This is a genomic window from Avibacterium paragallinarum (assembly GCF_011765605.1).
In the GTDB taxonomy this organism is placed as follows: domain Bacteria; phylum Pseudomonadota; class Gammaproteobacteria; order Enterobacterales; family Pasteurellaceae; genus Avibacterium; species Avibacterium paragallinarum.
In genome coordinates this window covers 2,378,462-2,399,683 of record NZ_CP050316.1, presented here as the reverse complement: position 1 = coordinate 2,399,683, position 21,222 = coordinate 2,378,462, and the positions used below count along the sequence as shown (strand labels likewise).

Below are 21,222 nucleotides of genomic sequence, written 5' to 3'. Positions count from 1 at the left end.
AAGCGACATTTCTCTGCTATGTATTCATAGTATTTAATTGCTAACACATAAAATAATTTCAAACACACAACATAACGCTTATTTTTGTCGCTAAATTTATTCGTTTTTCATTAGAGAAACAGCATCTATTTATCATCAAATTATAGGAAGTGATTATGACAAAACTCTATGATCATTCATTTGAACGAGAAAACTGTGGGTTTGGCTTGATTGCCAATATTGATGGCGTGCAGAGCCATAAAGTGGTGCGAAACGGGATTTTAGGGCTTTCGCGAATGCAGCATCGGGGGGCGATTTTGTCTGATGGCAAAACAGGCGATGGCTGTGGGCTTTCGTTGCAAATGCCTGAAAGTTTTTTCCGTGCTATCGCCGCTGAAAATAACTTCTCTCTTGCCAAAATTTTTGGTGTCGGTCAAATTTTCCTACCTCGTGATGAAACCCTCGCTCAGCAATACATTGAGATTATCAATCAAGAACTTACCGAAGAAACATTAGGCATTGCCGCTTGGCGTGATGTGCCGACCAATCCTGCAGTACTCGGTTCTATCGCGTTGGCGGATATGCCAACGATCAAGCAAGTGTTTGTCAATGCCCCAAGTGGCTGGCGAGTGCAAGATTTACAACGCCGTTTATTTATTGCCCGCCGCCGTATCGAAAAACGCATTGATCACCCTGATTTTTATATTTGTAGCTTTTCTAACCAAACCATTGTTTATAAAGGGCTGTGTATGCCGAAAGATTTGCCTAAATTCTATTTGGATTTAGCGGATCTCAGAATGCAAACTGCCATTTGTTTATTCCACCAACGCTTTTCAACCAATACCCAACCGCGTTGGAAATTGGCTCAACCCTTCCGCTATCTCGCTCACAATGGAGAAATTAACACCATTTCGGGTAACCGTGCTTGGGCAAGAGCGAGAGCCTATAAATACCGCACGCCATTAATCCCTGATTTGCAAACCGCTGCCCCTTTCGTGAATGAAACGGGATCGGATTCCAGCTCTTTAGATAATATGCTTGAGCTTTTCGTTTGTGGCGGTATGGATTTATTCCGTGCGATGCGATTGCTTGTGCCACCTGCGTGGCAGCAAAACCCTGATATGGACGACGATCTGCGTGCCTTTTATGACTTCAACTCAATGCATATGGAGCCTTGGGACGGCCCTGCGGGGATCGTGCTTTCTGACGGGCGTTATGCCGCTTGTAACCTTGACCGCAACGGTCTCCGCCCAGCTCGTTATGTGATTACTGAAGATCGCTTAATCACCATTGCCTCTGAAGTGGGTATTTGGAATTATGCCCCAGATGAAGTGGTAGAAAAAGGGCGTGTAGGCCCAGGGCAGCTGCTGGTTATTGATACGAAAAAGGGGCAAGTGCTGCACTCTGACGAAATTGACAATGAAGTGCGAGCCAGACACCCATACCGCGAATGGCTGAATAAAAACGTGCAACGCCTCATTCCGTTTGAGCAACTGCCTGAAGATGAAGTGGGCGAAGCCAGCTTTGACGCGGACACGTTAAAATCCTATCAAAAACAATTCCTTTACAATCAAGAAGAGTTGGAAAATGTCATTCGCGTACTCGGTGAAAATGGGCAAGAGCCAGTGGGTTCAATGGGTGATGACACGCCATTTGCCGTATTGAGCGAACGCCCTCGTCTGCTGTTTGATTATTTCCGTCAATATTTTGCTCAGGTAACCAACCCGCCAATCGACCCACTGCGTGAAGCCCACGTTATGAGCCTTGCGACCAGTATCGGGCGTGAAATGAGCGTCTTTTTTGAAGCGGAAGGAATGTCGCATCGGGTGAATTTTAAATCGCCAATTTTGGTCTATTCTGATATGCAGCAGATTTTACGCCTGTCGGAAGACCATTATAAACACCATATTTTAGACGCGACTTATGACCCAAATGAGAGCAATCTCAAACAAGCCATTGAACAACTTTGCGAGCAAGCGAAAAGTGCGGTGCAAAATCAAGCGGTTTTATTGGTGCTTTCGGATCGCAATATCAGCCGTGAAAGACAACCAATCCCAAGTGCGTTGGCAGTGGGGGCATTGCAAACTTGCTTAGTAGAAGCCAACTTACGTTGTGATACCAACATCATCGTAGAAACCGCAGAAGCCCGTAATCCGCATCATTTTGCTGTTCTCATCGGCTTGGGGGCAACGGCGGTTTATCCTTATCTTGCCTATGAAACCCTGTATCAAATGGTACAAAGTGGCAAAATCAATAAGCCAATGCGTGTTGTGGCATCAAATTTCCGCAACGGTATCAATAAAGGCTTGTACAAAATTATGTCGAAAATGGGGATTTCCTGCGTTTCTTCCTACCGCTGTGCCAGACTCTTTGAAGTGGTCGGTTTAAGCTCAGAAATCACCGCACTTTGTTTTCCAAAGATCATCAACCGCATTGAGGGGGCGAGCTTCGCTGATTTAGAACAGCATTTAACCGCCAGTCGCAAAGTGGCGTGGCGTGCTAGCCAAGATCTAGAAATGGGCGGTTTGCTGAAATATAAACCGCAAGGGGAATACCACGCCTACAATCCAGATGTGGTGAACACCTTACAAGCAGCGGTGAACTCTGGCGATTATGAAAAATATCGTCAATTCCGTGATACGGTAAACCAACGCCCAATCACCACCATTCGCGATATGCTTCGCCTAAAAACCGAGCAATGCCAAGCCATTCAGGTGGAAAAAGTCGAGCCTGCCGAACAGCTTTATAAACGCTTCGACAGTGCCGCAATGTCCATCGGGGCATTAAGCCCTGAGGCTCACGAGGGCTTAGCAGTGGCAATGAACCGTTTAGGTGGCTATTCTAACTCAGGTGAGGGCGGTGAAGATCCAAAACGCTATGGCACGGAAAAAGTGTCAAAAATCAAACAAGTTGCCTCTGGGCGTTTTGGCGTTACCCCTGCTTACTTAATGAGTGCGGAAGTCATTCAAATTAAAGTGGCTCAAGGGGCAAAACCGGGTGAAGGCGGTCAGCTCCCTGGGGATAAAGTAACCCCATATATCGCTCAGTTGCGTTATTCTGTGCCAGGTTCAACCTTAATTTCACCACCGCCACATCACGATATTTATTCTATCGAAGATTTGGCTCAGCTCATTTTTGACTTAAAACAAGTGAACCCGAGAGCCTTAATTTCCGTGAAATTGGTTTCCTTACCAGGCGTTGGCACGATTGCTACAGGGGTGGCAAAAGCCTATGCGGATCTCATCACCATTGCGGGTTATGACGGCGGCACAGGGGCAAGCCCATTAACTAGCGTGAAATATTGCGGTTCACCTTGGGAGCTAGGGCTAGCCGAAGCCCAACAAGCCTTAGTGGAAAATAACCTCCGCCATAAAGTTCGCTTACAAGTGGACGGTGGATTGAAAACAGGTTTGGACATTGTTAAAGCGGCAATTCTAGGGGCTGAAAGTTTCGGCTTTGGTACAGCACCGATGGTCGCACTGGGCTGCCGTTACTTACGCATTTGCCATCTCAATAACTGTGCAACAGGGATCGCCACTCAAGACGATACTTTACGCAACAAGCATTATCACGGCATTCCAGAAAAAGCGATGAACTACTTCAAATTTATCGCCCAAGATGTGCGTGAAATTTTGGCTCAACTTGGTGTGAGCAAACTCACCGACTTAATCGGTCGCACCGAGTTATTAGAAATTATCGAAGGCAAAACCGCTCAACAACGGGGTTTAGACCTCAGCAAATTGCTCTATTCGCCGAAAGTGCCAGATGGAAGTAGCCGTTATTGTACGCAAGCTAACCCAGCGTTCGATCAAGGCTTGCTCAACAAAGCCATTGTGGCACAAAGCCAAAGTGCGTTGGAAAGCGGTTTATCCGTTGAATTAGACTTTGACATCAGCAACCTTGATCGTTCTGTCGGTGCAACCTTATCAGGACTCATTGCTGAGCGTTACGGCAACCGCGGTAATCCATTACAAACCTTTAACATCAACCTCAACGGTACAGCGGGGCAAAGCTTCGGCGTGTGGCTAGCAGGTGGCGTAAACCTTACCTTAACAGGTGATGCCAATGACTACGTTGGGAAAGGTATGGCTGGTGGCCGCATCGTGATCAAACCACACAGTGGTGTTGCCTTTAAAGCGGAAGAAGCCACCATCGCGGGGAATACTTGCTTATACGGTGCAACGGGCGGGGAACTCTTCGCGTCAGGGCGTGCGGGCGAACGCTTCGCCGTACGAAACTCAGGGGCAACTGCGGTGGTCGAGGGAATTGGTGATAATGGCTGCGAATATATGACGGGCGGCGTGATTACCATTTTAGGTAAAACAGGCATCAATTTTGGTGCGGGTATGACAGGCGGTTTCGCTTATGTGCTTGATATTGATGGAAAATTTAGCAATCGTATTAACCCAGAATTGGTTGAAGGGCTAAGCATTGTGGATCTTGCCACACATCAAGAGCATTTACGCGGATTAATTTACCGCCACGTTGAATTAACCAGAAGTAGTTTAGGGGAACGCATTTTGGCGAATTGGGACGATTATGTGGCACGTTTTGTACTAATCAAACCGAAAGCCAATGACGTAAATGCACTTTTAGGGCATAAACGCCGTACCGTAAACGAATTAGGTGCTGTTATTCAGTAATGACCCAATAATGAAAGTGCGGTGAAAAAATAGCACAAAAAACACACCGCACTTTACCAAAATAGAAAGGAAGAAAAAATGAGCCACGATAATGTTTACCAATTTATTGATCTCCCGCGTGTTGATCCTGCGAAAATTCCATTAAATGAAAGAAAAACAGAATTTATCGAGATTTATCAAATCTTTAGCGAAGCCCAAGCCAGCTCGCAATCCGATCGCTGTCTTGAGTGTGGCAACCCTTATTGCCAACACAAATGCCCGCTACACAACAACATTCCCAACTGGCTACGCTTAGTTTATCAAGATCGCATTTTAGAAGCTGTTGAGCTTGCCCATTCCACCAACAGCCTGCCTGAAGTTTGCGGTCGCGTTTGCCCGCAAGATCGCCTATGTGAAGGATCTTGCACGCTCAACGCTGAATTTGGTGCAGTAACCATCGGCAATGTGGAAAAATACCTTACCGAAAAAGCCTTTGAAATGGGCTGGAAACCCGATCTCTCCAACGTAATTAAAACGGGGAAACGCGTTGCGGTTGTCGGGGCAGGGCCTGCGGGATTAGGCTGTGCTGACTTGCTCATTCGCAATGGCGTTGATGTTACGGTTTACGAACGCCAACAAGAAATCGGCGGCTTGCTCACTTTCGGCATTCCCGCGTTCAAATTAGAAAAAGAGGTAATGGTTCGCCGCCGTACGATTTTTAGCGAAATGGGGATCGAGTTCAAACTTGGGGTAGAAATCGGCAAAGATGTAGCACTTGATGATCTTGTGCGAGATTATGACGCGGTTTTCCTTGGCGTAGGCACATACCAAGGCATTAAAGCCAATATCCCGAATGAAGATGCTCAAGGGGTGTATTCTGCATTGCCTTATCTTATCGCTAACACCCAGCACTTAATGGGCTTAGAAGCCCCTAATTATGTTTCAATGGAAGGCAAACGGGTGGTAGTGCTTGGTGGGGGCGATACCGCAATGGACTGCGTGCGAACAGCGGTACGTCAAAATGCCAATGCAGTAACTTGCGTTTATCGCCGTGATGCGGCAAATATGCCGGGTAGCCGTAAAGAATATACCAATGCAAAAGAAGAAGGTGCGGCATTCCAATTTAACGCTCAACCTGTTGAAATTGAAGCCGAACCGCTCGCCGTGCAAACCGATCAGCGTGGCTATGTAACAGGGCTGAAAATTGTAAAAACTCAGCTCGGTGCTGCTGATGCCAATGGTCGCCGCCAAGCCGAAATTATTCCAAACAGCGAAGAAATTATCCCTTGTGATGCGGTAATCATCGCTTTCGGTTTCGCCCCACATTCAATGCCTTGGCTTGAAAACATCGGCGTAACCACCGATAAACGTGGACGCATTGAAGCCAGTGGCGAATTAGCCCAACAAACCGCAAATCCAAAAGTCTTTGCGGGCGGCGACATTACACGAGGCTCAGATCTCGTTGTTACCGCCATTGCTGAAGGACGTGATGCGGCAAGGAGTATTCTGGAATATCTTGAGCTATAGTAAGTATAAACTGCTACTTTGTTATTCTAAATCTAAAGGGGAGACTATCTCCCCTTTATTTCATAGTGAAAGAAAAAAGCTATTACAATGATGATTTTTCTCGGATCATCGCCAATAACGCATCACAACACTGATCCAATAATTCATAAGTTTGCTCGAAATTTTTGGTGTACCAAGGATCGGGGATATGATCGATACCAAGGTTTGGGCAAAGTTGGGTGATTTGGAACAATTTTTCGGGGTGATGACCAAATAATTTTTCCAGATCTACAAGGTTTTGATCGTCCATTGCGATGAGGTAATCAAAATCCTGCCAATCTTTTGACCGCACTTTTCGGCTAGTAAAACCTTTGTTATCAATATGATGTAATTCAAGGGTTTCTGCTGTGCCACAGTGCATATCTTCGCCATCGTGCCAGCCTGATGTCCCCGCACTGTCGCAGAGGATTTTATCGGCTAGCCCTGCTTGTTTCACTTTTTCGCGGAAAAGATATTCTGCCATTGGGGAACGGCAGATGTTCCCCAAGCAGACAAAAAGCACCTTCACTGTCATTAGCACGTTCCCCATAAATCATATTCGTCCGCTTGTGTGATGGTAACGTTAATCACTTGCCCCACGCTTACCGCTTGGTTTGACAGGTTATCCACATAAACCACGCCATCAATTTCTGGTGCGTCTGCCATTGAGCGTCCGATAATGCCCTCTTCGTCAATTTCGTCCACAATCACGGGCAGCGTTTTGCCAATTTTTTGTTGTAAACGCTGTGCGGAAATGGCTTGTTGCACTTGCATAAAGCGGTGGAAGCGTTCTTCTTTTACCTCTTCTGGCACTTGATCTGGCATATCTGTAGCGACCGCACCTTCTACCGGGCTAAATTTAAAACAGCCAACACGATCTAATTGTGCTTCTTGCAAGAAATCTAAAAGCTGTTGGAAATCCTCTTCCGTTTCCCCGGGAAGCCCACAATAAAGGTAGAACGCAAGGTTAATTCAGGGCAAATTTCACGCCATTTTTTAATTCGTTCAAGGGTGCGATCGATTGAACCGGGGCGTTTCATCGCTTTGAGAATTTTCGGGCTAGCGTGCTGTAATGGAATATCCAAGTACGGCAAGATTTTGCTCTCCGCCATTAGTGGAATTAAATTATCCACGTGCGGATAAGGATAGACATAATGCAAACGTACCCAAATGCCTAAGGTTGCCAACTGCTCGCACAGGCTGATGAGATTGTTTTTAATCGGCTTGCCGTTCCAGAAAACCGTCTTGTTTTGATTTTCTTTGCTTTGATCTAAAGAATAAGCAGAGGTATCTTGCGACACGATAAGCAACTCTTTCACGCCCGCATCGGCAAGGCGTTTGGCTTCATCTAACACTTGCGTAATCGGACGGCTGTCTAAATCGCCCCGCATTGACGGGATAATGCAGAACGTACAACGATGATCGCAGCCTTCAGAAATTTTCAAATAAGCATAATGTTTTGGCGTGAGCTTCACCCCTTGCGCTGGCACAAGGCTGATATAAGGATTATGGGCAGGCTTTGGCACATATTTATGCACTTGCTCCATCACCGCTTCATAGCTATGAGGGCCAGTCACTTCCAACACTTTTGGGTGAACTTCACGAATGCGATCTTCTTTCGCTCCCAAACAGCCAGTTACAATCACCTTGCCGTTTTCTTCCAATGCTTCGCCGATCGCTTCTAGCGACTCTTGCACCGCACTGTCAATAAATCCGCAGGTATTAACAATCACTAAATCGGCATTTTCATAACTCGGAATAATGTTATATCCGTCAGAACGCAACTCCGTTAAAATACGCTCTGAATCCACTAAATTCTTAGGACAACCTAAGCTAATAAAACCAATATTTGGTGCTGAACTCATACAATAATCTCAATAATCACTCAAAACGTTGCATTGTACAAAATTCATCTGCAAAAGGCGATAAGAGGGGATAAATTTACTAACAAAGCACTGTACTTTATTGCTAACTATTTATCCATAAACACAAAAACCTTACCCATTTGATTTTAGTCTAATCTGAGGCGACTTTCTTTACAGCATAATGTACGCTGCATTCGACTATGCTCATTGCCTTGTCCTATTTTTAGCCTACACGGAAAAAATATAAAAAAATAAAAGTGCGGTGTAAATTCTATGAATTTTTGCACCGCACTTTTCATTTCTTGTGCTACCTACCTCGCCAATCCCTGAAATTCTTCTTTGCTGATGACGGTGTCGTAGCCACCCATATAGTCGCCTTGGTGTTTGCGGATTCCCGTGTATTCGAGGCTGGCGTCTTCGTAGCGTTTGAAGCTGAAAACAGCTTCGTTCATTTGCGATTGGTTGAAGACGTTAAGGTTCACCAGCAGTTGGAAATCTTTTTGCGTCAAGCCCGTTACGGTGAAAAAAAGCTCAGGTTCTAGCACTTCGATCACCTCTCGCAAGCTATGTTCGCGGAAGTCGGTGAGGTACATAAACACGGGAACGCGGGTAGCAAATTTGATCAGTTTTTCCTGAATTTGTTTGCGTAAGGATTTGCGTTCTTTTTCTGCAGTGTCCACCTCTTTTTTCTCCGTAGGGGTGAGATCTCGTCCCTCTTTTTCCGCTTCAGTTTTGGTTTTCTTCACCGCTTCGGTGCGGTTGATGATGGTTTGAATATCCTGATTTAGTGAGCGGAAGCCCTCAATTTTTGCCAATGCGTCCATCGCTTCAGGGCTGTTTCGCAGGCGGTCGAGGGTGAGGTTGTCCACGTTCACCAGCATTGCACTTTCCCAACGGCGGGCAAGCAAGGTGGCGGTAATGCCGCTTAGGGTATAATCCAAAATATCGCCTGCATCAAAGCGTTTCATTGAACCGCCGTCATAGGAAATCACGGGCAAGAAGTGGATAAACTCCGCCACTTGTTTTTCGGGATTGTCCTCTTTCGGGTTGAGCTTGGTGCTGTAATCACTCACTTGGGTTAAGGCGCGATTTAGTGCAAAATCAAACACATAGCAATAATCTTTAATCACGGTTTCTTGCTGATTATCATCACGCATCACCCAAGGGGTTTGCACACGAAAGGCGGCTTGGAAGTAGGTTTCGGGGCTTTTCAGATTACACAACATAAAAATGCCCGACCATTCAGGAATAGAAATCCCCGTCAGCAATTTTCCGCAACTGAGGGTAATGCTTTTATTTTGTAGCGGATTATCGCCAATGGCTTTTCGCACAGGTGGCAAGGCTTTTTCACCAATGCCCGCTTGCGAACCCGCTGCCACCACCACGTTATAATCGTGATAAAACTGATTTTGAGGCATCGCTAACAAATTTCGCATTGCAAAACAACTGGTAACCGTGGGCAAAAACCAGACAGTATGCAATAAATTCGCCAGCAAATTCACATCGCTATACGGCATTGGCGGCGGGTCTAAACGCAAATTCAGCTGATGTTCACCGCCATAACGCAACCAGTTAAGCCATTTTTGCACCGCGTCTTGATGTTTGAATTGAGCGTGTTCACCCTCGCCTGTGGTGGCGAAAAATTCGTTTAAATCAAATTCGTTGTTCTCGCCTTTTTCTGCTACCACACGCAAATCTTCCGCCATTTGATAGGTCATCATCACCATTTTTGGCAAGGCACGATAAGGGTTGTCGGGCTTGTTGCCCCATTGCATTTTGGCTTGCTGTTCATCGCTGTATGTCCAGCTAAACACCTGTTCTTCGATAAATTCGCCATTATTCAACGCACGAAATGGCGTGCCTGAGAGGTAAAGATAATGATGGGTGGTTAGCCCTAAGAAATCTTGATCGAACTCGATTTGATCGCTAAGTTCCGTACTCAGCTCGCCGTCATCAAATTGTTCTTTGGTTTTATTCCGCCACGCGCCATAGTGATATTCATCGAACACTACGCAATCCCAGTTGATGTCATAAATCCAGCGGTTGCGGGCTTTCACTTTGCCTTTGGCGGTGCGTCCGTGCAAATCTTGCAAGGAAAGAAAACAAATCAGCGGCTTGTGCAAGGCTTCGCTTTGTTGTTTCACTGCTTCCCACTCATCCATATTTTCTTTGGCTAAAAATTGCCATTCGGTGAAATCCGTATGCCGTTGCAAATCCTCTTGCCACGCGGTTTTTACCGCAGGTTTAAAGGTGAGGATCAACACCCGCCGCCACGCCATTTGTTTCACCAGTTGATAAGTGGCGAAAGTTTTACCAAAACGCATTTTGGCGTTCCATAAAAATTTCGGCTCTTTGTTGGCATTTCTTGGGTCGGCGGCGAAAGCGGTGAAATATGCCCTTGTTCGTTGCACCGCTTCTTGCTGTTCGGGACGCATTTTGAAATCTAAAGTGCGGTGTTTTTTGGGCGGTTTTCTGTTGCGAACTGCCACAATAGCGGCTTGCACCTGTTCTACATCACAATGAAACCATTCGCCCTCTGCCCGTTGCACGCCCATTTTGGCTAACGCCTGATGCACATCGTGATCGGTAAAATAAGAGCCGTCATCACGCAATGCCAATTCCTCAAGCTCAAGCTGATAGCTTTGATTAGGCGTTTTAACGGGGTATTGCTCGGCAATGCGATCGGCGACTTTGCGGGTGGTGTAACCCACTTTAAGCATTTGGGGGAAACGCACATCGCTGTAAGCGTAAATTTTCGGTTGTTGTAGGGGTAGCAATAAATCATTCGACATCGTTTCTCTCCATTGGGCGAACCATTGCTTCGATAAAAGCGATTTCTTCGGCGTTTAAGCCATATTTGGCATAGAGTTTTTCATCATTCCAAGATTGGGTGAAGTCTTGCATTGGGATAAATTCGTAAACTTTTTTGGTCGCATCTTGCGTGTTCTTTTTTAAGGTCAGCATAAAATGAAAGAATTTGGTTTGAATGTAAGAAATGACATTTTTTGCCGTTTGCTCATCATTGAACGGTCCAAAAACGAGATAGGTTTCTGAGCAACAGGAATTTGGCTCGCCTAAAATGGGTTTGACTAAATCTTCTCGGCTATCCCCTGAGCCAATGGCTTTCGGCACAAATAATTTGTAACGATCGATCCAATCCTTATTATTTTTCACCTCACCGCGGCTCACATAATTTATCGCTTTATTGGCATAATATTTCACCTGATTATCTTTGGTTTTGGCATAGCCTTTAAACTTGGTATCAAAGCCAAAAGGCTTACGCGAACTCACCCATTGGCTAAAGCTCGGCTCAGCCAAGGCTTTCACTTTATGATAAATCGCAACAGCCTCATTACTTCGGATAAAAATATCCATATTTTCTTCTTGTAAATAACGGCGAGTTTGTGAAATAACATTATTGCTTTCATAAGTGAAAATTTCCGCCTCCCCCATTGAGCCTTTTTGCCAAAGGAAATAGCATACACCGCCTTTAATTTCCACGCCCGTAAAGCAATCTTGCGAATTGGGGAAATCGTGCAACTGGCGAATTTGTTGGTCTTGCAACATTGCGGAGCGAAATTCATCAAGCCCTTTGCCGCCCGCATACCAACGAGCGGGGATAATCATCACTAAATATTCAGGTTGTAAGGCTTTGGCTTGTTCAACAAATTTTTGATAAATGGGTCTGGCACTGGCTTGCGCGCCGCCATCGCTGAGCTGGTAAGGCGGGTTGCCGATAATCACGTCAAATTTCATATGTTTATACTGTTCAAAAAATGGGCTGTAAGAATGAATAAAATGGTAGGCGTGGCTTTCTAGCTTGTCATCACGATCGAATACCTCTTGGCTCGCTCCACATTCGGTGCAACGCCCGTTTTCCCATTGGTGGGCTAAAGTGCGGTAGAAAATATTGCCGTTTTCGTCATCAAAGGCGGTGCAGACAGAATATTGACCGTTCGCTTCACGGCTACAATAAAGGCTGCGGCGGCTCAGTTGAGCGGTGAGGGTGGTGATGCCGATGCCGAATAATTGCTTGGTAAAAATGTGGTTTAACCGTGTCTGCAAATCGGGGAAATGGCTTTCCAAGCCTTTAATCAGGCGTTTGGCGATTTCGCGTAAAAACACGCCCGATTTACTGCAGGGGTCAAGAAAGGTTTTCGTTGGGTCGCAAAAAAAGTGCGGTGGGATTAAATCCAACATTTTATTAGCTAATTGCGGTGAGGTGAACACTTCATCGCTCGACAAATTGGCAATGCAAGAAAGTACATCGGGGTTGTAATTTTTAATCGTCATTTAGTTCTCACTTGGCAGATATTCAGAGGCATAGTGCTGTTTCAGTTGTAAAAAATCACAAAGGCTAGATTGAAAAACCGTGCGGTAAGGGTGCGGCAGCGTGCTGGTGGCATTGGGCTGATATTCTCTGCCCACCAACCCCCAGTAAATAAAGGGAACGCGTTTGATTTTGCGATCGGTGATGAAGCTCCATTGGTAAAAAATGATCGCTTTTTTTGACCGCTCTTTGTCTTCTTCGCTCACCAAGCCCTCAAGGGGAATGGTCTGGCGTGGGGCTTCCACTTCCATTGTTAAAGCGTTGCCCCAAACGATATTAAAATGCAATAGACATTCAATCGCTTCTAAGCACGCGGTTTTTTGGCTGTGCGGAAAAAGCCGTGCGTATTCCGCGGCGGCGAAGTCAAACAGGCGTTGGCGGCAGGCTTGCACGTTATCTTTAAGCAATTCAATGCCGTAAATGCTACTCACCGCGAGGATTAAATCTCGTTCATAGGAAAGCTGGCTCGGCGGGGCGATATGCTTTCCGCGTTTGCCTTTGGTTTGGTAATTTTCAGCGGCAACGGCTAATTTGCGGCGTAGAATTTCGATCAAAAAATTGCCCGTTCCGCACGCCGGTTCAAGAAAAGTGGCAGCTAACGATTGGGTTTGTAACTTCACCAAATCAAGCATTGCATTCACTTCTTGCTCTCTGGTGTAAACTTCCCCGTGATCCGCCACACGTTTCTTTGAAACTATTTGTTTTTCGTTTTTCATTTAATTATCAAGAGTTAAATTAAAAATTTTTGAAAGTATTATTGATCTTTTTTAAAGTTTAAACAATATCACTTTCATCATTAAAAGCACTGCCTGATAGCTTTGCCACGCTATGAATGAAAAAGAAAAATTTGCTGACAATTTAAAGAAAGCAATGAAAAAAAAAGGCTTTCCACCAAAACCTTCGGAATTAGAAATCATCTTTAATTTAAACTATTACGGGCAACACATTACACCGCAAACCGCCTCACAATGGCTAAACGGCAAAATGATCCCAAGATTAGATAAATTAAGGGTGCTTTCGACTATTTTGAATGTGAATTTGAGTTATCTTGTGCCACCTGATACGCTACAAAAACTACAAGAAGGCGAACTTAGACGAATGGGAAAACCTAAAGCTTACCACTGGGAAAAACTGGCTGAAGAGCAAGATAAAGCCTTATTTCATCAATTTTTAACCCTGCCCGAAATGCAAAAAAATGTGGTGCGAGAAGTGATTGTGGCACTGGCAGAACGCTATAACAAAAAGCAAAAATAAAAGGGCGAATATCTCGCCCTTTGTTTTTATCTTTTGGTTTCAATATGATACGGCGTTAGCTTGCCTTGTCGTACTCATTGTATTGAGGCAGCTCAACGCCTTGCTTAATTTTGAACTGAACCGCCTATTCTTTGATTTTCAAATAATACTGCATTCTTTCGCCGTATTAACGATACGCACTTCGGCTTGTTGCCTGCCGTATTTTTCCCCTATTTTTGGCTACATACTGCGATAAAGTTGAGTTTTTTCTCAGGATCGTTAAACACCCTAAACATTTTTTGGAATGTCGGACGATTTTCAGGCTTCAAGGCATTGGTGATAATTTTCGCCGTGCCAAGTAACCCCTCGTCATAAATCATTCCCGTTGGCGAAAGCAAGGTCATTTCGCCCGAATAGGTTTCCACATTGCGAAAACCCGCCTCTAAAAAAACAGACTTCCAACCCTGTTTGCTGAGCGGGGTAACGGTGATATTAATCGCCTCACGCAACTGTTGGATCACTTCTTCGCTATTTTCTGTGGTGAGCATCACATCGTGGGTGAGCAAAAAGCCATTGGGCTTCAACACACGGTAATATTCCCGCACCGCTTTCATTTTGGCTTCGAGAGGCAACATCGTGAGCATCGCTTCGTTAATCACAATATCAAAGCTGTTATCCTCAAAAGGCAATTTCATCGCATTAGCACGCTGAAGGTGAATTTTATCTTGCAAGCCTTTTTCCGCGATATTCTTGCGTGCTTTTTCTAAAGCAACTTCATCAAGATCCACGCCCTCAATCTGACAACCAAATTTACTCGCCAGTTCAATGGCGGTTGTCCCCATATTGCACGCCACCTCCAGCACTTTTTTATCTTGGCTGAAATCCCCATTGGCGATTAACCACTCCGTCGCCTTACGACCACCAGGGCGTAAACGAGTTTTCCCTAAACGAGCCAAAAAATTATGCCCCACTTCTTCTTTTTTCATATAACCTCCCGTGTTTTTGCTCAATCATACCAATTTTCATTTGTAAATGAAATTTGTTCTTATTTTATACCGCACTTTTGAATATAAACGCTAATTTTTTTAGAGAAATTGCCTATGCAAAAATTCACGCTAAGGGGCGTATGCGATATACCCCTACGGCTGATTGAATAATTTCTCGCCTTATAAAATAGTTACTCGCCCTAAATCCCTAAATCATAAAACTTCATACAGACAATAAATCCTACAATTTAGGCTTTTTCTTCTATCTATAATCAGTATAATAAAACCACTTTTATGACTAAAAATGGGTTTCTATGTTTAGAGTTCTTTTTACAGTAATGATGGCGACAACCATCGCAGGATGTTCTTCCGTTTCTTCCTATATTCCTTTTGTGAATAATGAAAAAAAAGTGATCAATTTGGATCAAGATAAAATTGATCAAAAGTCCTATGCAGCAGCTTATGCAGCAACGGTACAAACCTATTCAGGGCGAGTGAATGAGGGGTTTGATGTCAATTCTTTTTCTAGTGGAGTCAATGATTGGTATCGCAACCGTATTCTTGTGCCACTTGATGAGGTAAAAGCCAAATTGTATCAAAGCAATGGCGTAGATAGCCAAATCTATGCCTATTACAGTGGTGTTTTGTTTGCGGCAGAATTACAGAATAATTTTAATCGCTTAAGTACAAATTGCTGGCCACAGATTGAAACACCAAGTGTTACACAAGGGATTTACGATGCGATGTTAGATTTACAAAAAGGCAAAGCAAAATCCGCTGATGATGAATATATCGCACAAGGCAATGATCAAATTTTAAAAATTTGTGTCGAAAAATAATGTTCTTTTTATAACCGGTTATATGACCGGTTTTTTGTTTGAACTCGTTAAAAAATTTATTCAATAAAAAATAGAGAATAGCTATGGCAGAATATCATAAATTTCGTTTGGAATGGGATTGTCGGCGTGGAATGCTGGAGTTAGATAAAGTGATTATGCCATTTTTCCAGCAACATTTTGATCACTTAGATGATGCCCAAAAAGCCACTTTTGTGCGTTTATTAGCCGCAACAGATTTACAACTTTTTTCGTGGTTTTTTAACCGAACGCCTGCCCCTGACCTTGAATTACAGCAAATGGTGGACTATATACAAGAAAAATTATCAAACTAATTTGATAAAAAATTTGAACTTTTACGATTTTTTTTCCTCTAATAGAACACAAGCTTGCTGTCTTGTGTATCAAGGCTTGTTAGAGGTATATAAGAGGTTATATGGCTGAACAGCTAACAGATCAGGCTTTGGTAGAAAGGGTACAGCAGGGAGATAAGAAAGCATTCAATTTGTTGGTATCGCGTTATCAAAATAAGGTGGCAGGGTTATTAACCCGTTATGTTTCACCGAATGATATTCCCGATGTTGTACAAGAATCATTCATTAAAGCATATCGCTCTATTGAATCATTCCGCGGTGATAGTGCTTTCTACACTTGGCTATATCGTATTGCCGTGAATACGGCAAAGAATTATTTAACCGCACAAGGTCGCCGCCCGCCGAATGAAGATATTTTGGCTGATGAGGCAGAGTCCTATGATGTGGGAACAAATTTAAGGGACGTGGATACGCCTGAAAATCAAATGTTATCCAGTGAATTGAAGAAGATCATTTTTGATACCATTCATAGTATGCAAGAAGACTTAAAAACCGCCATCACCTTGCGTGAGTTAGAGGGGCTAAGTTATGAAGAAATTGCCGATATTATGAATTGCCCAGTAGGAACGGTGCGTTCGCGCATTTTCCGCGCAAGGGAGATTATCGAAAATAAAATTCAACCCCTTCTTCAAGGCTAATACAAGATTAATAACATTAAAAAAGAGAAAACCCTGGAGTTTACAATGCAAAAAGAGCAACTTTCCGCTTACATTGATGGCGAACAAATCAGCGAGGCAATGACAGAAAAACTTTGCCAAGATGCTGATTTACAAAAATCCTGGGCAAATTTTCATACTATTCGTGCAGTAATGCGTCAGGAAAGTGAAGTATTATTGGGTGCGGATTTCACTGCAAAAATGGCAGATTTAATTGAGCAAGAAGAAATTGTGGTGGCACAACCGATGGTTTCTCAACCAATGCCAGAAGAAACTGCGCAATCGCCATTTATGCAAAAACTGAAAGCGTGGTTTATGCCAATGACTCAATTTGCCGTGGCAGCGGGCGTGTGTTTAGTGGCGGTAATGGGCGTGCAAAGTTTTATGACGAATAGTAATAAAGATAACCAAGATGCTCCTGTGTTGCAAACTTTGCCCTTTACTAATTCTGTACAAGAAGTAAGCTATAATATGCCAACTCAGGAAGTCATTACACCAGAGCAAGTTGAGCAAAAAAATAAACGTATTGACTCAATGTTACAAAGTTATGAATTGCAAAAACGCATTTATGCCGATAGTTTGAATTTACAAAATCAAAAATAATGCGAATTGAAAGTTAGGTTATTCACCACCATTTTGGTGGTGAATTTGTTTGTTCCTCTTTTTTTGTGAATTACGATGTTAAAAACGTTCCAAAAAATCACCGCACTTTCTTTAGTGCTATTGACAGCAGCATCACTATGGGCAACTGATCCTGCCGATATTCAACCTCGCCAACTGCTTGATGAAATGCAACGAGCGGGAACTCAGCTTAATTATGAAATGGCTTTTGTACAAACCACACCGAATATGGCATCGCTACGTTATAGCCATATTTATCAAGATGGAAAAACCTATGCTCAGCTTCTAACCTTAGATGGAATGCCATTGCAAATTGTCCAGCGTGATAATGTGGTGAGCTATTTCCAACCTAATTATTCACCGTTTTCCATCAATGCAACCCATATTGTAGACAGCCTGCCGGCGATTATGTGGAGCAATCTTGATGTCTTAAGTACACATTATGATTTTACTTATATCGGACGCAACCGCATTGCAAATAAAGTGGTGCAGACCATTCGTATTTTGCCGAAAGATGATTTTCGTTATCAATATGTGGTATTTATTGATGAACAAAGTCACTTATTGCTGCGTAGTGATGTGTTAGATCGAGAAAATAATCTGTTGGAACAGTTTCGTGTTGTCAATTTATACCAAGGGGAACACATTGAAGATTTACTTAATGCGATAAATCATATGGGATTTCCAGCATTAATTAATGATAAAACTACCTTTCAACCTACCCAAGAGGCGTTTAATTGGCAACCAAGCTGGCTACCCAATGGATTTAAATTAATTAATCGTAGTGTGGAAACAAACGACGAGCAACGGATCGAAGCACTGTTATATAGCGATGGCTTGTTCTCTTTTACCCTTTATCGTAGTACGGCGATTTTACCTAATGATGCTCAAAATGGTTGGTGGAATGGGACAAAAACCTTTTATAGCGAAACCTTTGGTGAGAATGAATTCACCTTTGTGGGGCAACTGCCGATCTCTACAGCGAAACGAATTGTGCAAGACATTAAGGTGAAATAAATGTTGAAAGAAAGTGCGGTGGTCATTGCTTATCAATCTGGTATTGCTCAAGTGAAATGCCAATCGCAAAGTGCTTGTGGGAGCTGTGTAGCAAAATCCGCTTGTGGTTCAGCAGCACTGGCTGAACTTAACGGCACAGGGACTGAACATTTTTTTGAAGTGGAAACCCTCACCCCTGTTAAAGCGGGGCAGATTATCGAAATTGGCATAATGGAACGCTCGCTGATTGCATCTAGTCTATTGGTTTACTTTTTTCCTCTATTAACCTTAGTTATTTCTACCTTAATCGCGGATAAGCTATTTCAAACTGAAATAGAGCAAGGAATTTTTATGCTTTTTTGCACCGCACTTGCTTTTTGCGTTGTAAGAAAAGTGGGAGCGAGATGGCAGAAAAAAGCGACTTTCCAGCCCATTTTTCTCAGAGTGCTAAAAAGCTAATTTTCTTTAGCTACGAAGATCACAGTGTTTTTAAAATAGGTTATCATAATACCACTTTCCTTTTTTATCATAGTAAGGACAAAATATGCCTCCAATGCTTGGAATTACAGGATATAGTGGCAGTGGCAAAACCACCTTGTTAGAAAAACTGTTGCCCCAACTCGCAAACTTAGGATTGCGGGTAGCTGTGATTAAGCACAGCCATCATAATGCTCAAGTGGATAAAGAAGGAAAAGACAGCTGGCGAATGAAAGAGGCGGGGGCAAGTCAAGTGATGATGGCTTGTGATCATCGTTGGGCATTAATGACGGAAACCGCATCGCCTGTGAATTTAGCCTATTTAGCGGAACAGTTTGATCCGCAACTTGTCGATCTCATTTTGGTGGAAGGATTTAAAAATGAGCCTATCGCCAAAATTCTGTTGCATCGTCAGGAGATGACAAAGCCCTTACCTGAATTAGACGGAAACGTCATCGCCCTTGCAACAGATTACTCTTTGCAAACTCCCGTTCCCCTGTTGAACATTAACCATATAGAACAGATTGCACAGTTTATTTTTCACTGGTATCAACAACATCACGCTTTATTAAAGAGCGGTCAAAAATAACGAAATTTTATGACAGAACAAAAAACTTATACGGGGTTAGCTTGGATTGCCGCGATGGCTTTTTTTATGCAAACCCTTGATGCAACGATACTTAATACAGCATTACCCACTATTTCACAAAACTTAAATGAATCGCCACTGAATATGCAATTGGCCATTATTAGCTATGCCTTAACCGTCGCCTTATTTATTCCTTTAAGTGGTTGGTTGGCCGATAAATACGGCACATTGAATGTATTTCGAGTTTCGATTGCTATTTTTGTCCTCGGCTCAATCGCTTGTGCTTTTTCATATTCTCTTAGTGTCCTTGTTTTCTCGCGGATCTTACAAGGTCTAGGCGGGGCATTAATGATGCCTGTAGCACGTCTAGCCATTATTCGCACTGTGCCAAAAAATCAGTTACTCAATGCGTGGAATATTATGGCAATGGCAGGGCTTATCGGGCCAATTCTCGGCCCTGTATTAGGCGGGCTAATTGTTACTTATTTAACTTGGCATTGGATTTTCCTGATTAATATTCCTATCGGATTAGCGGGGATGTTATTGGCAAAATATGCAATGCCAAATATCAAAGGCCAATCGCTACCTTTAGACATCATAGGGTTTATTTTATTTGCTGGGGGACTAGTGGGCGTAACGCTCGGTTTAGATTTAGTTGCGGAACATTTTACTACCCCTTGGATTGATACAACTGTCTTAACATCTGGGGTGATGTTTCTTTTCGCTTATATTTATTATGCTAAACAAATTGCACACCCATTACTTCCCCTTTCGCTTTTTCAAATTAGAACCTTTCGTCTAGGGTTTATCACCAATTTGTTTATTCGATTATGTGGCTCTGGCGTACCATTTTTATTGCCTTTAATGTTACAAGTGGTTTTCCATTATAGCCCCGAAATGGCAGGCTGGCTGATGGTCCCCATCGCCGTAAGTTCAATGGCGTTTAAGCCCCTTATTAAACCTATTTTATTTCGGTTTGGTTATAAAAAGACATTAATTGGAACAGGCGTTTTAATGACTTTGACTATCGCCACAATGAGCCTATTACAACAGCAAACACCTGTTTGGCAAATGGTACTGATCTTATTAGTGTATGGAGGCTGTATGTCGGTGAGTTTCACTGCCGTGAACACCTTAACGGTGGGGGATTTATCAGAAAGCAACGCCAGTGCGGGGTCTACAATGTTAAGCATTATTCAGCAAGTGGGTATTGGTATCGGTATTGCTGTTTCTTCCGTGATCTTAGGTGTTTATCGTAATTTATTAAGCGATAATAGCGAACAATTACAAAATGCGTTTAGTTATACTTTTCTTACTTCTAGCTTGTTTGGCATTGTTTTAGTTCTGATTCTAAGAGGGCTTAAAAAGCAAGACGGAAATAATCTACAGATAGAAAAACCAAAGGAGGCAGAATGAACTTACAAAACATTCGCCAAGAATACAGTCAAAAAAGTTTATCAAAATCCCTTTGCCCCGCTGAGCCAATGGCATTTTTCGACCAATGGCTGAATGAAGCGATGAATGCTAAAGTCAATGAGCCTACCGCGATGAACCTTGCCACAGTGGACGAAAACGGCAAGCCCAATAGCCGAATGGTGCTTTTAAAACAAACCACACCTCAGGGGTTTATTTTTTTCACCAATTATCTCAGTCGCAAAGGGCAGGCACTTAGTCAGCATCCTTTTGCTGCCCTCACTTTTTTCTGGGCAGAATTGGAACGCCAAGTGCGTATCGAAGGGCGTGTAGAACGCCTACCCGAAGCCCTCTCTGATGAATACTTCGCTAGCCGTCCCTACACAAGCCGAATTGGTGCTTGGGCAAGTGAACAAAGTGCGGTGCTTTCCAGTAAAGAATTTTTGCTCGCCAAAGCGGCAATGTTTGCCGCCAAGCACCCAATTAACGTGCCTCGACCAGCCCATTGGGGTGGCTATATTGTGTTGCCAGATATGATCGAGTTCTGGCAAGGTCGCCCAAGTCGCCTACATGATCGTATTCGTTATTTACGCATCAGTGAACAAGAATGGCAGAAAGATCGGTTATCTCCCTAAAAACAGCATAAAAAAACACCGCACTTCTAAGTCAAATGCCTATAAAAGTGCGGTATTTTTTCGGA

At 43.5% G+C, this 21,222-nt stretch carries 17 protein-coding genes and 1 pseudogene; 12 read left to right on the top strand and 6 right to left on the bottom strand.

Features of this window, described 5'->3' with window-relative positions; genetic code table 11:
• Positions 1 to 155: 155 nt before the first annotated feature.
• Together gltB and HBL79_RS11675 are read left to right on the top strand one after the other, a co-directional pair.
• On the top strand, positions 156 to 4,622 hold the full coding sequence (gene gltB / locus HBL79_RS11680; RefSeq protein WP_035687852.1) for a glutamate synthase large subunit: 4,467 nt from the start codon (positions 156 to 158) through the stop codon (positions 4,620 to 4,622).
• Positions 4,623 to 4,700: 78 nt separating this feature from the next.
• Positions 4,701 to 6,128: an FAD-dependent oxidoreductase gene (locus tag HBL79_RS11675; protein WP_035687850.1), complete on the top strand. Its 1,428-nt coding sequence runs from the start codon at positions 4,701 to 4,703 to the stop codon at positions 6,126 to 6,128.
• Positions 6,129 to 6,210: 82 nt separating this feature from the next.
• Here HBL79_RS11675 and HBL79_RS11670 read toward each other — a convergent pair whose 3' ends face one another.
• The 5 genes and pseudogenes from HBL79_RS11670 to HBL79_RS11650 all read right to left on the bottom strand — a co-directional run bounded on the left by HBL79_RS11670 (position 6,211) and on the right by HBL79_RS11650 (position 13,057).
• A complete protein-coding gene (locus tag HBL79_RS11670; protein WP_017805470.1) occupies positions 6,211 to 6,681 on the bottom strand; it encodes a low molecular weight protein-tyrosine-phosphatase in 471 nt (156 codons plus the stop codon).
• A pseudogene (rimO, locus tag HBL79_RS11665) lies at positions 6,681 to 8,011 on the bottom strand (30S ribosomal protein S12 methylthiotransferase RimO). Before rimO ends, HBL79_RS11670 begins: the two are co-directional and overlap by 1 nt.
• Positions 8,012 to 8,322: 311 nt before the next feature.
• Positions 8,323 to 10,803: a DEAD/DEAH box helicase gene (locus tag HBL79_RS11660; RefSeq protein WP_035687844.1), complete on the bottom strand. Its 2,481-nt coding sequence runs from the start codon at positions 10,801 to 10,803 to the stop codon at positions 8,323 to 8,325.
• Positions 10,793 to 12,304, bottom strand: a complete 1,512-nt coding sequence (locus tag HBL79_RS11655; protein ID WP_035687842.1) for an Eco57I restriction-modification methylase domain-containing protein — start codon at positions 12,302 to 12,304, stop codon at positions 10,793 to 10,795. The genes HBL79_RS11660 and HBL79_RS11655 overlap by 11 nt, the downstream gene beginning before the upstream one ends.
• Positions 12,305 to 13,057, bottom strand: coding sequence for a DNA methyltransferase family protein (locus HBL79_RS11650; protein ID WP_035687840.1), 753 nt, complete (start codon positions 13,055 to 13,057; stop codon positions 12,305 to 12,307).
• A 154-nt stretch (positions 13,058 to 13,211) separates the two neighbouring features.
• Here HBL79_RS11650 and HBL79_RS11645 point away from each other — a divergent pair, with 154 nt between their 5' ends.
• Positions 13,212 to 13,595 carry a helix-turn-helix domain-containing protein gene (locus HBL79_RS11645; protein ID WP_167316927.1) on the top strand — a complete coding sequence of 128 codons (384 nt, stop codon included), beginning with the start codon at positions 13,212 to 13,214 and terminating at the stop codon, positions 13,593 to 13,595.
• 209 nt (positions 13,596 to 13,804) lie between these two features.
• Here HBL79_RS11645 and HBL79_RS11640 read toward each other — a convergent pair whose 3' ends face one another.
• Complete coding sequence (locus HBL79_RS11640) at positions 13,805 to 14,560, bottom strand: class I SAM-dependent methyltransferase (RefSeq protein WP_035687834.1); 756 nt, start codon at positions 14,558 to 14,560, stop codon at positions 13,805 to 13,807.
• A gap of 314 nt (positions 14,561 to 14,874) precedes the next feature.
• Between HBL79_RS11640 and HBL79_RS11635 the strand changes: the two genes are divergently transcribed.
• The 9 genes from HBL79_RS11635 (at position 14,875) to pdxH (ending at position 21,157) form a co-directional block, all read left to right on the top strand.
• Positions 14,875 to 15,399 carry a hypothetical protein gene (locus tag HBL79_RS11635; protein WP_035687831.1) on the top strand — a complete coding sequence of 175 codons (525 nt, stop codon included), beginning with the start codon at positions 14,875 to 14,877 and terminating at the stop codon, positions 15,397 to 15,399.
• An 83-nt stretch (positions 15,400 to 15,482) separates the two neighbouring features.
• Complete coding sequence (locus HBL79_RS11630; RefSeq protein ID WP_017805482.1) at positions 15,483 to 15,731, top strand: FAD assembly factor SdhE; 249 nt, start codon at positions 15,483 to 15,485, stop codon at positions 15,729 to 15,731.
• Positions 15,732 to 15,832: 101 nt separating this feature from the next.
• A complete protein-coding gene (gene rpoE, locus HBL79_RS11625; RefSeq protein WP_046097241.1) occupies positions 15,833 to 16,408 on the top strand; it encodes an RNA polymerase sigma factor RpoE in 576 nt (191 codons plus the stop codon).
• 45 nt (positions 16,409 to 16,453) lie between these two features.
• On the top strand, positions 16,454 to 17,029 hold the full coding sequence (locus HBL79_RS11620; protein WP_046097240.1) for a sigma-E factor negative regulatory protein: 576 nt from the start codon (positions 16,454 to 16,456) through the stop codon (positions 17,027 to 17,029).
• Between the two features lie 75 nt (positions 17,030 to 17,104).
• Complete coding sequence (gene rseB, locus HBL79_RS11615) at positions 17,105 to 18,064, top strand: sigma-E factor regulatory protein RseB (RefSeq protein ID WP_035687826.1); 960 nt, start codon at positions 17,105 to 17,107, stop codon at positions 18,062 to 18,064.
• A complete protein-coding gene (locus tag HBL79_RS11610) occupies positions 18,065 to 18,502 on the top strand; it encodes a SoxR reducing system RseC family protein (RefSeq protein WP_035687823.1) in 438 nt (145 codons plus the stop codon).
• A gap of 85 nt (positions 18,503 to 18,587) precedes the next feature.
• Positions 18,588 to 19,109, top strand: a complete 522-nt coding sequence (mobB, locus tag HBL79_RS11605) for a molybdopterin-guanine dinucleotide biosynthesis protein MobB (protein WP_017805477.1) — start codon at positions 18,588 to 18,590, stop codon at positions 19,107 to 19,109.
• Between the two features lie 9 nt (positions 19,110 to 19,118).
• Positions 19,119 to 20,525, top strand: coding sequence for a DHA2 family efflux MFS transporter permease subunit (locus HBL79_RS11600; RefSeq protein ID WP_035687821.1), 1,407 nt, complete (start codon positions 19,119 to 19,121; stop codon positions 20,523 to 20,525).
• Complete coding sequence (pdxH, locus tag HBL79_RS11595) at positions 20,522 to 21,157, top strand: pyridoxamine 5'-phosphate oxidase (protein ID WP_017807543.1); 636 nt, start codon at positions 20,522 to 20,524, stop codon at positions 21,155 to 21,157. Before HBL79_RS11600 ends, pdxH begins: the two co-directional genes overlap by 4 nt.
• Positions 21,158 to 21,222 lie beyond the last annotated feature (65 nt).